This is a genomic window from Synechocystis sp. PCC 6803 substr. PCC-P (assembly GCF_000284455.1).
In the GTDB taxonomy this organism is placed as follows: Bacteria; Cyanobacteriota; Cyanobacteriia; order Cyanobacteriales; family Microcystaceae; genus Synechocystis.
Genome location: NC_017039.1, coordinates 645992 through 660694, shown reverse-complemented (window position 1 = coordinate 660694; position 14703 = coordinate 645992). Strand labels below are relative to the sequence as shown.

Annotated in this window: 3 protein-coding genes; all 3 read right to left on the bottom strand. The window is 45.6% G+C overall.

Features of this window, described 5'->3' with window-relative positions; translation table 11 throughout:
• Positions 1-8 precede the first annotated feature (8 nt).
• Positions 9-1223 (bottom strand): tyrosine--tRNA ligase, encoded by a 1215-nt coding sequence (gene tyrS / locus SYNPCCP_RS03060; protein ID WP_010871796.1) that lies wholly within the window; start codon positions 1221-1223, stop codon positions 9-11.
• 34 nt (positions 1224-1257) lie between these two features.
• Complete coding sequence (gene bchI, locus SYNPCCP_RS03055; RefSeq protein ID WP_010871795.1) at positions 1258-2331, bottom strand: magnesium chelatase ATPase subunit I; 1074 nt, start codon at positions 2329-2331, stop codon at positions 1258-1260.
• A 214-nt stretch (positions 2332-2545) separates the two neighbouring features.
• On the bottom strand, positions 2546-14464 hold the full coding sequence (locus SYNPCCP_RS03050; RefSeq protein ID WP_010871794.1) for a SwmB domain-containing protein: 11919 nt from the start codon (positions 14462-14464) through the stop codon (positions 2546-2548).
• Positions 14465-14703 lie beyond the last annotated feature (239 nt).

Sequence of the window (14703 nt, the reverse complement as noted above, 5' to 3'; positions counted from 1 at the left end):
CTTGGAGATTAAGAAATCAGACGAATAAATTTTTTCTTGCCCATTTGCAACACCTTATTAATTAACATTTTGGGATCGGCATATTCCTGATTAACATCCTCTAGGCGATCGCCATCTAAGCGCACAGCCCCCCCCTTGATTTGCCTTCTCCCTTCACTACTACTGGGGCACAGGCCACTGGCACTGAGGAGATAGGCCAATTTCACCGGAAAAGTAATTTCAGCTAGGGAAAATTCCGGCACACTGTCCGTATTACCCGCCTTACCTTGGGTGACAATATCCTCCGCTGTTTTTTGGGCGGCGATCGCCCCTGCAACTCCATGGAACTGGGCTGTAACTTCCTTGGCGAGCAACTTTTGGCACTCCCTGGGATTCTCCGGTAACTCGGCCAAGTCCAAGTTAGTTAGTAACTCGAAATATTCCCCCAACAGGCGATCAGGCGTCTTCTCCAGCTTGGAGTACATGGATAAAGCATCTTCCTGTAAACCCACATAATTGTTCAGAGACTTGGACATTTTTTGTTGTCCATCTGTCCCCAGCAAAATCGGCAACAGTAAACCAAATTGAGGAGTTTTGCCAAAATGCCGTTGTAAATCCCGGCCCACCGCAATATTAAACTTTTGATCAGTGCCCCCCAATTCCACATCTGCATTTACAGCGACAGAATCATACCCCTGCATTAAAGGGTAAAGAAATTCGTGCAAAAAGATCGGATTTTCCTTTTGGAAACGCTCCGCAAACCCTTCCTTGGCTAACATCTGTCCCACTGTCATCGTTGCTAGCAATTCCAGAATTTTATTCAAATCTAAATTGCTTAACCATTCGGAGTTGTAACGGATTTCCAATCTTCCTGGAGTATCAAAATCTAGAATTGGTTTTAACTGAGCTAGGTAACTTTCTGCATTGCGTTTCACCTGATCCGCAGTTAACTGTTTCCGTACTTCCGATTTCCCAGTGGGATCGCCAATTTGGGCAGTGAAATCACCAATAATTACCACCGCTGTGTGGCCCGCATCCTGAAACGCCCGCAATTTACGGAAGGGAATGCTATGGCCTAAATGAATGTCCGTGCCCGTGGGATCAATGCCCAGCTTTACCCGTAGAGGTCTGTCCTGTTGGGTTAAAATCCCTAAATGTTCCTGGGGATTGTTTGAGTCAGCATTGTGGGGAAAAATTTCCGCCGTTCCCCGCCAAAGCCAATCGGGATCAGAATTTACAACCATAAATCACACAATAAAAACAACAGAGATTGCCGCGTTAAGCTTCATCGACAACGCCAAAAACCCGTTTAAATACCTTTTCCACCTTACTGCCGGAATCAATGGACTCTAGAGGATCTTTCCGTAAACGATGGCGTAAACAAAGCACAATTACTCGGCTAATATCATCCACTGTTACCTCAGTGCGACCTTCAAAAGCGGCCAGGGCTTTGGCGGCCCGATTGGTAACAATATCTCCCCGTAACCCGTCCACATCAAGTTCTGCACAGACTTCCGATACTTTCACCCGATAGTCGTAGTCAATGGTCACTTGGGGCAGTAAATTCTGGGCATTAACAATTTTTGCTTGTAACGCTTCCTGTTCCGTTTGATATTGGTCACAGAAAGGATGGGGATTTTGGTCAAACTCCGTCCGTTGTTCGACAATTTTTACCCGCAATTCCGGTTCCCGCACAGTGCGAATTTCAGCATGCATGCCGAATCGATCCAACAATTGAGGCCGCAATTCCCCTTCTTCTGGGTTACCGGAACCCACTAAAACAAACCGGGCCGGATGGCGAATGGAAATACCTTCCCGCTCCACCGTGTTCCAACCCCCAGCAGCGGAGTCCAACAACACGTCCACTAAGTGATCGTCCAACAGGTTAACTTCGTCCACATAGAGAATGCCCCGGTTGGCTTTGGCCAATAAACCCGGTTCAAAGGCTTTAACTCCTTCTGATAATGCCTTTTCGATGTCGATGGTGCCGCACACCCGGTCTTCCGTTGCCCCCAGGGGCAAATCCACCATGGTGACTTTCTTTTTGACAATAGATAAAGGTTCTTGGCTATCTACCCGGATCCGTACTTCCTCACTCATCATCTCGGGATCGCTGGGGGAAGAGTTAAAAGGATCATTGGCCACCACCTCAATTTCCGGCAACAAATCCGCCAAAGCTCTAATGGTAGTGGATTTCCCGGTTCCCCGATCGCCCATGATCATGACGCCGCCAATCTTGGGATCAATGACATTGAGCAACAGGGCCAACTTCATTTCATCTTGACCGACGATCGCCGTAAAAGGAAAAACAACACGGCGGGTTTTGCTGGGGGCGGCAAGGGTGGCAGTCATGGGCAAAGAGACAATAATAGTAAAAGTTTCGAATTCAAATAGGGATTTGACTGGGCAAATCTGGCAGTTTAGTGACAAGGCGCTAAAATCCGGCCGTTAACCATTCTGACACACCCTCGGGACAGGAGTGGAGCGGACTAATTTCGGTTGCGGGACCAGATCAGACTCAAGGGGATAGATCAGCCTATTCCTCTATGTCACTTTTGTACTTAATTTATGAAGTTAGAAAGCTGAATTGTAAAATTATGTCATTGTAGTCAAGATCGCCGCCGCCCACCATATCTTCAAAACCAAACAGGTTACTACCCAGACGACTCATTTGGCTCACTCCCCCAGGATTGGCTTGCTCAAAAGAAAAAAGGGCCACAGGGCCAAGGTTCGGGTCGTTAGTGGGATTTTTGCTTAACACTTCTTCGATGGATGAGTTGGGAATAATCGCCATGCCATAAATATTATTGCCCGACAAACTGATGGTCTTTTGAGTAGTGCTAAAAAACTCGTCAGGGGCGTTTAAGCTTAGCCCCGTTGCTGGATTCTGGGCCCTGGTTAATGCCGCCTGTACATAGCCCACATCCCCTGGGTTTAAATTAATCTGGCGATCGCCATCGGTATCAATGCCCCCGGTCAGACTATCCACTTTGTAGAGAACAATAAGATTTTCGTAAGCCCCCGCACGACTAATGGAAACATTTGTCGTCACAGTCTGGTTTAAAATTCCCGGCACAACCAAAGTTTTGGAAGCGATTTCTGTAGTAATGCCATTAAAATCTAACTGATGATAACCTCGACTATCTGTTTCAACCATTAGTGGAGCATCAATGGAAAAAGCAATTTCTTCTCCCTGTTGACTATAGAGCATATAGTAACGATTAGCTTCTAAATTAGAGTTACTAAAGCTACCAAAAAATTGTGATTCTGTCCTGGCAAAAGCTTCAATATCAGTAAAACTTTGTCGGGCTAAACTACGGGTTAAAGCCTGGGCTGAGGCATTGGCTTGATCACTAAAAACAGCTTGTTTGCGGGCCAAAGCGGCCTCCTCATAGCCCGGATCATCAGGAAGTAAACCATCAATGGCACCATCGGCACTATCCACCATAACCCAACCAATTTCATAGTTTTGTGAGGGGCTATTGATTAACCTGAGTTGCACTTGGCCATCGGCGTTGGTGGGAGCCCAAAAAACTCGGTTATTATTGCTAATTAAGCCTGGGATGGTGCGGCCCGCATAACCATTAGTTGCCACCAAACCATTAACTATGCCATCGGCATCACCTCGATCGCCGTCCAAAAGTTTAAGTTCTACTCCGCCAATAGCGTTTGGGCTATCTGAATTGGTGAGCCGGGCCCCTGTGGCACCATTAAACATTATGGATTGATAGGTTTGGCTGAGGGGATCGTAACCAAAAAAGTCGTTAAATTCCCCTAAGCCTTCAACACTCAAATGAATCTCAGCTTGGTCGGAATTAACCGTGGTGGAGAAATCAATCAAGCCACCCATGACACTGTTATCCCAATTCCCGGCCAGGTAGTTCCAACGACGGATCTGGGCACCATTGGCATCACCGGCTAAAGCAAAAGCATCGCCCCAATCTCCTGCTTCCAAACCATCATTCAGCAAAGAAACCAATAGGCTAAATTGGCGATCGGCGGTATAAACAGAGTCAGTAGGAATTTTAACTGTGATGTTTTTTTGGTTCTCTCCAGGATTAAATATTAACTGTCCTGCTATGGGTAAATAGCGATCGCCAGCTTTGCCACTCATATCCTGGGTGATGTAGCTGACCAACACATATTTGTTTAAGTCTCCCGTGCGCTCAATGACAAACTGGGCCTCTCCAGCAGCTTCGGAAACTTTCGGGTTAGAGACAAATAAACGGGTGGGTTGATTTGGGTCAGAATTAGTGGCGGCGAGGATGGTTACATCGGTGGTAGTAGGAGCATTGGGTTGAGCCGTGGGAATTAGGTTGAGACTGGGGGAATTGCTCGTCGTAGCAGTAAACGTAACCTGATTGGAGGGGACATTGACCAACACAGTGGCGGCTGAAGCGTTAGAGGTATAAAGATAATAGTTTTGGTTATCGAGATAGACTTTTTCACTAAAGCTAAAACTTGAATCTAGATTGATCTTGTCATTGGCGTCTAAAAGAACCCGAACTTCGTTATTAGCTGAAAGTTGTGTAATCGTCAGAGCATTGAGGGTAAGGATATTAGCCCCGTAATCCCGGACATCGAGAATATTAAAATTTTTCAGTCGCAGGCCTGGGGAAAGAGTGGTTAAATCCCAATCTTGATTTGTGTAGCCCGTAAACTTGAGAATATTATTGCCACTGCCGCCATCCAACCGTCGGAAATTCGTATCAGTGACCGTCACGAAATCATTCCCAGGGCCGGCATAAACCGTATCCACCCCGCCATTGGTATAAATTTGATCATCTCCTTGGCCAGCAACAAATATTTCCCCTGTGGGACTGCCCAACATGACATCATCGCCAATGGTTCCCAGTTGATTGACTTGGTTGGTAAAGTCACTGCCAAACAGCACATAACTGAGATTGTCAAAGTTACCCGGCGCACCTAGGGCAAAATCACTAAAACCATCACCATTTACATCTGCCCCGCCACTGATGGAAATACCAGCTTGGGATCTCGGTAATCCAGTCGTCACAAAACCATAGGGATTAAAGTTTTGACTATTATTGGTTTGATTGTTGGCAAGGTTCCCTAAACCGAAAGGCGAATTTGCGGTGTACTCAGTTCCCCAATGGGTTCCGCCAAAAACGACCCAGCTTACCCCTTGATCACCATTGACATCAGGAAATTGACCAGCAATAACAGGGGTGAGAGGTGCACTAATTAACAAATCATCAAAGCCATCTCCATTTACATCACCAGTAGGAGTAATTTCCAGTAATTCAAAAATGGTTTCCTGGGGAAGATCAGGCGCAGCTAAAACAACATCAGGAGGATCATTAACCGAAATCCCACTCTCCTCTCCGTAGTAAATGAACACACCCCCTAAATTGTTGATAGCTGGGTAGTCTAAAATTGGAAATTGCAGTAGATTTCGGTAGCCAGGGGCCAACACGGCTAAATCAGCAATACCATCTCCATTAAAATCACCAATGTCCCGGACTTGCTCACCCCAACGACTTGCTTGATTCGGCTCGAATAATGAATTTGAAAAAGCAAAAAGAAGAGATTCATTATTACTTTGATTCAATGATAAAATAAAGCTTTGATTAAATAAGATTGATGCAACACCACCAAGGTTGCCATCATCCCAGGGAATTAATGTGATATCTCCCCAATTCAAGCCATCTGTAGAGGTAGCATATGAAGCACTAGCCTCAGTGCTTGAAGTGAAAAATAAATAATAAGTCCCATCTACCACAGTTAGGGATACTTGGGAGTTGGCGTCAACCTGGGTTAATTCTGCCGAACCCTGCCAATTTGTTACATCGCTGGAGTTGAGAAGGCCGACCCAAGTTGCGGGGGAGTTATTAGAACGAAATGCTACGGCAAGAGTATCCCCATCTAATCCAGGGACAACGGTAGCACTGAGGGGGAAATTAGTCGCCTGGTTAACATCGCTAAACGTGAGAACGGTACTGGTACCATCCCAGCCACTACTACTCCCTGGATTGCTGGAACTGGAATAGAGAATGTCATTATCGGAAGCATCTTTAACAAAGAATACATAGAGTTCATCATTAAAGGCCACTAATGTTGGGCCATTATTGGAGGCTTGATTGATTGGGACGGCATTGATGAGTATCCCGGAGTTGGCATTAGTATTGACTCCTTCTGCAACCCACACCTGGCCATTGTCAGCAGTAAAGCCTAAATAAAGTGTGCCATTGTAAGCCGTAATTGAGGGGGGCAAATTCTTAAGATCAATCGGCGTACCATTGCTATCGAGCGGGACGACTTGAGTGAGGTTTTCCCAGCTGACTCCATCTCGGCTTCGTTGGATATAAATGTATGAATCTTTAGTGGAAATACGCTCGTTGATTCCGTAAAATGCTTGATACAGCCAGCCATCTAACGTTGCAAATGACGGCACACCAGCTTGGGCATATTGATTAGGAAACGAAATTTGTCCCCATGAAGACAGACCAGAAGCCTCCGTAACTGAGGCATTGGGAGGATTAACCGTTGGTTGTAAAACCGCATTTCCAGCCTCATAGGTAAAATACTGTAAACCACCACCAAAGCCACCGATATTAGGGACTGGGTTTAAGTTGGGCTGACCGGCGACAATTTCCTTGATGCCATTGCCATTTAAATCAATACCTGTGAAAGAACTGGGTAGGGGGAAATTGTTACCAAACGTTAAAGGAGATGAGTCGGTTAATGTTCCATTAGCGTTACCGTAAACGGCGATCGTAGAATTAGGGCCTTGTAAGACAAAATCATCGTAACCGTTGCCATTAAAATCTCCGACTCCCCAGGCCTGGTTAAAGTTAGATAAATTTGGCAAAGTAGAGTCAATAACAAGGCTACCTTGGCTACCTAATTCCGGACTGCCTAAAACCAGAAAGAAGTTGCCTTGATCATCAATAACGCCAAAATCAGCTAAGCCATCCCCATCAAAATCTCCAAGGGCAACAAACTCTTTAACTTGAGCGTTTTCCACCGAAATAATTAAATCGTCAGTGCCTAGGGCTGCATCGAGTAAATCTTTAGTGCTGTTGCCAAAAATAAGCACTCCCCCAGCCGGACTTCCCCCAGAAATCACATCAGCAAAGCCATCGCCATTAACATCCCCAACCATTACAATGTTGAGGCCATTACCAAAGAGACTGCCGCCATTCTCCCCATTGGACAGAAAGGTATCGAGACTGATATTAATTTCTTGATTTTCGTCGAGGGTAACAGCATTAGTAATCAGGCTAGTATTCCCAGGATTTAGAGTACCATTGGGGACAATATTGCCCTCGGAATCAACAATATAAAGACCGCCATCCGAGGCTAATTTCAGAACAGCCCCGCTATTCCCTGCTGTATTGGAACTCCAAATGACATCCCCTGAATTCCCCCCTGGTTGGCCGTAAATCACAAAGTTGCCGTCACTTTGCATAATGGCATAGGCTTCGGGCGTAACCGTTACTCCTTCTCCTGGATTCGAGCGCCAGATGACTTGACCAGTGGGCGAAATTAACTGCAACCAAGCAGAAACCAGTTCAAAATCATTGCCATAAACAAGATCAAAACTGAGGACATAACCAAAGGGGCTAGATGGGAGGGAATATTCGTAGCCATCAATGACAAAGCCATTATTAGAAGAAACATCCGCAAGTTTGATACTGCCATCGTCCGCTAACCAGGGATGCCCATAAACCGCATAAAGTTGTTGACCCACTGGAGCCGTGAGCATTAGGTCATCTACGCCGTCATTGTTAATATCACCCACACCAACTGCTGCTGTTCCCGTAGCCTGGAAGGGTTGATCGCCATTGAGTAAAAATGTGGTTTTGTTGTCGTTAGCGGTGACATTGAGATCAAAAACAGTCCCGAATTCACTTAAATTCAATGTCCCAAATAAGACATAACTTTGACCCGTAGCATTGGCTCCTTGGGGCGCAGTAATTAAAAGGTCTTGATAGCCATCATGGTTTAAGTCTCCCACTGAAGTAATGACTGTTCCCGCTTTGCCCCCACTTAATCCACCATTGATCACGAGGTTACTGACTGTATTTAAGGCTTGTGTAGTTGTTGTAGTTATTCCAGATTGTGTAGTTGTTACAGATGGAGTTGCAGTAGACCCACCAATCACAAAGGCTTGCCCCGTGTTGGTATTGGCCCCAGGCCCGGCAATCACTAAATCTTGGCGGCCATCTCCGTCATAATCTGTGAAATCCGTATTCAAACCCGAGCCAATCACAGTTCCAGCAAAATAACTAGTGGCAGTGCCTTGAGCATTGGGAATCGTTGGCCCGGTATAGATGGCCCAAGGATTTGTTTTAAGACTTAAGCCTTGATTAGAGTTATAGACATAAACGGCCCCGGCTGAAACAAAACTGGAACTAGGAAAAAGGTCTGATGTGATTTGTTGATTTTGTTGGTTTTGTGAGTTTTGGCCTGGGAGATTACTTTGATTTGTCCATTGATTTACGACTTGAATTTGATAGTTGGGCGCGCCAATAAAGAGATCATCTGTCGTTGTGCTACCTGTAAATGTAGATGGTCCATTACTCAGTCGCCGTGAAACTCCCAGTGCAAACCCTGCCCCTTCACCCACTGTTAGGGTTTGACTTGGTGGATTCGGTTGGGGATTGGGAATATCAAAACTTTTGCCAGAATAAATGACTGTAGGGCTAATTGAGTCTGGAGCACTTCCTTGGGCAAAACCAGCAACTAGATAAACCTGGCCAACCCGATTCCCGTTACTATCTTTGGCGTAGGGCGCACCGTAAACAATGTCACCATAGCTATCCCCATCAAAGTTCCCCACCACTACTGAAAAGCCCGCTAAGTCTTCCGCTTCATTGCCATTAACCACAAAACCCATAGTGTTAGGTTTCGTGCTGAGATTTGTGACATCAATTATTTGTCCTTTTTGATTGCTGAGATAACTGCCATAGATGACGTAAACCGCTCCAGCAAAGTTACCCACATTGGGCGCACCAATCACTAAATCAGGAATGCTATCCCCGTCAATATCTCCCGTAGCTAAGGAAAGCGAAAGGTTCCGCTGATTATCCCCCGCATCTTGAATATTGGTAATTAAAACCCCATCAGGATTGCCATTGAGAATTGTTGTACTTAATGAGCCACTGCCAGAGAGAATATCACTGCAACTAAACAAGATCTGGACAGTCCCGTTGTTAAGAACATTGCCCTGACTGTCGCTATAGCCACGATTCCCCACTGCCACATAGGCTAAAGTACCATCGGAATTAAACGCACTGGCCAAAACATACCCGATCGCCGGATTATCGGAATTAATAATAAACCCACTATCAATTAGGGCGAGGGAGGAATCATTGGCTTCAGTAACCGTTGCTGTTCCTGTAACTGTTTGATCTGGCCCCATTGTTGCCATATTTATCTGATAGGGAGCAACAGAAAACGGTGTAGGGGTATTATCGTTGTTTTCGAAATAAACCGTAACTTCAACTGGCCCAAGAGTAGTATTGGAACTGCCGGGATCAATGAATAAAAAGAGATTTTCGGTATATCCCTGAATTGGATAGCTAAAGGATTGAGTATCGGGATTAAGACTGTTGAGTAGGGTATCTCCTAAAAGTAGGCCAAGCTGATTACCCGTGAGTGCTGTGCCATTGTCGTCGGTGCCAATCGCCCAGGCCTGGTTGCCACTAGTAACTTTAATTCCGCTGATAGTTAAGTTTGGATTAGAAAGCGAAATCTGATAAACGGCATCAGCAATTCCATTGGGCGCAATCGCGGTGCTGGCCTGGGCGGGAGTGGCAGAGACTAAATCGAAAACAGGGATATTGGCCCCGGCTAACTGGGTGGGAACGATTGCGGGTGTGGGGTTAATTTGACTAGGGAGTTGCCAACTTGAACCATCCGAAACGGAATAATAAGTATTAGGGCCTGGGGGAACCGGCTGGTTGTATTGGGCGGCGTAGTGGTTGCCAATTTGATTTGTCCCCGCAATGATCTCAAGAATTTGGCTACCTGTTAGGTTTTGGAAATTTGCATTGGTTAAATCTGCCGCATTGACATTAGAAGCTGTTAATGCCTTGGGATAGAATGCCACTTCATCTAAATAAACCGGATTATTCGCTGTAGAAGCCCCTGCTAAAGCTAAGGCCGCTGCGGTGGGAAACGGATCAAATTCCACATCATCCAGGGTTCCAGCTAAGACACCATTGAGATACAAACTCAGGTTTTGACTTGAGCCATCATAGGTACCAACAACGTAATACCAAACATCAGTGGCAAAGGTTTCACTAGCTTGGATTTGGCTCTGATCATCATTACCCAGGCCAAAGGTAAGTTTCGGTGGCGCATTAGGATCATTGGGATCAACCTCCAGGCCCAGGCCAAATAATCCCAGTGCGGAAACTAGATTGATAGATTCCCGAGGTAAATTGGGCAACTTAAACCAAAACTCAATCGCAAAAGCCTGGTTTGTCAGAGGTACAGGTTGATCAAGCGTTACACCCCCACCTTGAAACAGCACGGCAGGATTGGGATCACCAGTGTTACTTGTGGTTTCTAAGGCTCCCATTTCCCCCAGAGTAAAAGTACCGCTATAGGTGCCATTGGCGGCGGCTTGAAACTGACCACTATTGCGGGCTACATCACCAGTCCTTTCCCCAAGACGTAAATAAACCGATGGGGCGGCATTAAGAACTAACTGACGATAGGATGCTGGGGAAGATTCAGTCCAGAAAATTGCTGGTTGTTGATTGATCGTACTAATGGTTAGGGGCGTAAAGGCATCGGGATTAATGTCGGGAAGTATGGGAACAGGGGCAGACCAGACCGGGGAGCTATCATTTTGATTGAGTGTGGAATAGTAAATCGTGGTTGTGGGCGTACCATTATTATCCAGTGTGGTATTTAACCAGGCCGCCATAATCGAACCATCAGGCCCCAGGCCAAGCGTGACATTGGTATTCTGTCCTGTTTGCTGGTGGGGAATGGGGGCGGCCACTGACCAGGGAATGATTTGACCGTTGGGGCCAAGATCACCAAGATCCTTTAAAGAGGCAACAGAAAAGTAAATAGTTGAGCTTTGCAGGGCCTGGGTAATAATCTCTAAGTTGCTATAATATTGGCCTGGGATGAGTTGATTCTGAATTTGGCTACTATCAACATTCACCCAAGCAGCAAATACCTGATTTGTGGCCTGGTTAAAATACACGGCTGGATCGTAATTTAAGCCACTTGTCCCAATAATTGAGCTTGGATAGGCAATACTAACGCTTGAGGTGCTGGGAGTGGCTAAAAGTGTTTTAATCACCGTCCCAGGATTCGCAAATGTGGTCAGAATATCGCTTGTTGTAAAGGGAGCAACGGGAATATTATTACTATTAACTAATGTGCCAGCACCAGAACTATAGCTAACGGTAACAATATCGCCTTGTCCAATGGGTTCTGATAAGGGCAAAGTAACAGAATTATTCTCAATTGTTACCTCATTGATCACAGTAATAAAATTATCGGAATTGTTGACTGTAACCTTAAATTGACTTCCAGGAGGAAGATTGCTAGATGAAAGGATTTGGTCAAAGGTGAGCGTAATGACATTGGAAATTGCCACTGCTTCTAATAGCGTTGGGGCATTGGTTGAACTAGCTGCTTGCGTCACAGGCGTGGTAAAGTCAGGCACCCACAAGGCGAAATCTGTGGCATCAGAAAGGTAAAGATTAAAGAGGCTATTTTCTAGTGTGGAATCAATGCTGTAGCTAACCGAGATCGTATCGTCAGCATCAATAACAGTACTTGAATTCAACGAAATTGCAACATAATTTCCTGTGCTAGATGAATCCTGAATTTCAACACTTTGATTATTAATTAGAACTGTAAACGGATTACTAGTGGCCTTGTTGGTATTAATTAGATTTACGAGGGTGTCAGCAAAAGTGAGGATAATCGTAGTTCCCGATAGCAAGGCAGAAATGGGTGTAATCGGCGGGGTATCACTACTCCAGGCCAGCAACACACCAGAATCAGTGACAGCTAAAGCAGGTGGGCTATCCTCAGCATAATCTTGGGCCACTGTACTACCGAGCAGGGGGTTAGTTGTAATTGCACTTGTGGTTCCTGCTGGCACGTTGCTATAGGTACGATTCACTTGTCCAGCGGTGCTTGGTGGCGTATTACTGGCAATCTTAAAATCACTAATTGCAACATTATCTTCTGTGGTTAATACATTTCCAGAACTGCTACTACCCGAATAACTAACGCTATAGGTGCTGCTCGATCCGGATAGAGTTAAGATCACACTGCGAGACGTTACAATAACAGAGGAAATTGAGATTGAATTGCCATTGGTATCCGTAACTTGAAATAGAGATGAATCGGGTATGATGTTGGGATTTAGAGTGGCATTAAAGGCAATTACAACCTGCTGACCTGTGACTTGATAATTACTGTTAGTACCACTAATCGGATTGTAATTATAGGTAAAGGTATTGGCCGATTGATTAACAACAGGAATCGGAGCATTATTTTGATAAGTAACCTTAATATTTGAAAAAGGCTGATCGTTTAAGTTGGTTTGCGGAATTGCTGATTCAAGCCGGAGAATGGTCGTATTGCCCTGAGTGATCACCCCAAAAACTGGAACTGTTGTGGTCTGGCCTAGGGGGTCTTTGACGTTAACTTGGAAATCTGTGGCCTGGGGGGTGCCGTTAGTTTGTAACCCTTGGATTTCTAATAGCGGCCCTCTCACAATTGCCGTGGGAGAATCGGCACTGGCTTGATTAAGGGTGGCGAAATCACTATTACTGGCACTACTACTGGGATCATCACCCCAAGTCCAATAGGGATAGATACCCACTGTTCCGCCAAGAAAACCCAAGAATTTAATGGTGATATTCATCGGAAATCCCAGGCTTAGATCTCGGTCATATTGAAATGCACCATTATCCGCCGACCGAGTGCCGCCAACGGTTCCGACTAAGCTCGCCTGAATCCCAGCTAAGGCTTCAAAAACATAGGGGATTTTAATCCCGCCATCAATACCAGTCGCAATCGGTATCGAAAATAACAAGGATTCGAGTTCTATGGCTTCATTGCCGTCAGGATCAACGTCGGTGAAAATCAACTCAACTACTTCAGTAATATCAGAGATTACCGCCAGTCCGATCGCCGTGATAGCACCCAAGGGAGGAACATTAAACAGGACTGCCAGTACCGCATCAGAATCACCACCCGTAGGAGATAAAACTGCCCCAACAGGAGACACATAGGTTTGAGGGTCTTTCGGAGATAATTGCCACTGCATTCCCAGGCCAGCACTACCTAAAAAGTTAAAGAGAATGGGTGTTCCTTCAATCGGAATCGGAAATGTAAAGCCAACTGTTAGGCCAAGACTGCCCGTTTCTACTGTTAAAGGATAGGAAAGATTGTCTTCACCTAAGCTTTTATCAAAGGTATAAAGGGTCGCGGCAATGGCAGAGAGGGAAATTTCTGGCTTACGGGAGAGTTGTGTTGTATTTTCTGCCGGATTGAGACTGCTTCCTGCAGTTCCAGATGAGGTATTGTTGGTGTCCTGGTCATCTTCATTGAATTGAACCGCCATCGAGGCATTGAGTAATATTCCCTCTGTACTGATTCCGCCACCAAAAAATGAAAGATTAGGATTGTTACCTGAAGATCCCAGTAATGTTCCAGTAATATTGAATTTCTTAAAAATGGGCGTAAGCAGAGCCTCAGGAACACCCGCCATTCCCTTAAAAAGTTTTAAGTTGCTTAGGTTAGTGTCAAATGTCTGGGAGACTGTCCAATTTGCCCCCCATCCCTGAAAGCTACTGGATTGTGTTTCTGCAAGGGTCAAGGGTTGGTAAGTAGCACTGGGTAATGCGGCCACAGTATTTTGGTCCCGCTGAATGTAGTTGCCTTGAACGACACCATCTTTAGTAATCTGGGGAGCATAAGCGGCGATGGGCGTAACTGGGGTTGATGGGATTGTGGAAAACTGATTGCTGTAAATTTGAAAGGTTTGATAGTATGGATCCGCATCTTCCCGGATGGCCTGGTTTTGGGCTTTGACGAGATCAACTTTTTGCCCGACTACTGTAATAACCCCGTTGTCTACCACCGCCCGAGGTTCTAAATCCCCCACTTGATCCGCTGTCAGGGCCTGGGGGGCTTCGAGCCATTGCAGTTTGCCAACATTGTCATAGCGCGCCGCGGTATAGAAAAAGTTACTGTCGTTTTCCAGACCTTCTTGATAAATAACTGCCACGCCTGGAATCAGCGTATTATTGCTTGTTCCAGATTCGACAATTAACCCTGAATCGGCAACCAAATTAAGACTTCGGATGTTCTGACCAGCGGTATTGACAATGGCCTGGGCATTTTTCCATGTCTGAGAAACTGGGTCATAAACAGCGTGCCAAATATTGGTTCCTTCTAGCCAAACAATATGACTCGTTCCGGCACTGTCTTGAACAACGGCAGAAAGGCGATCAGATAAAGTTATACTCATTAAGGCTAGGCTCCACAAATAAAATGAGGGTCGACGGTCAAATTCAGGCTTTTGATGGACTGGCCAGCAATATTGGTGATCGCCTGAGCGTTGCTCTAACTAGCAGAATTCGGGTCATAGACAGCGTGCTAAAACTTATCTCCCTGGGCTCCCGGCCCACCAGGGCAGTCTTGCAATAATGGCGAAAAGACCGTCGGTAAGATTTAAAACCACGGTGACGGTCTCAACAGGGACTCAAT

Excerpts from the sequence above, each read along its gene's own strand:
- SYNPCCP_RS03050 (WP_010871794.1), bottom strand. The coding sequence starts at position 14,464 with ATGAGTATAACTTTATCTGATCGCCTTTCTGCCGTTGTTCAAGACAGT.
- bchI (WP_010871795.1), bottom strand. The coding sequence starts at position 2,331 with ATGACTGCCACCCTTGCCGCCCCCAGCAAAACCCGCCGTGTTGTTTTT.
- tyrS (WP_010871796.1), bottom strand. The coding sequence starts at position 1,223 with ATGGTTGTAAATTCTGATCCCGATTGGCTTTGGCGGGGAACGGCGGAA.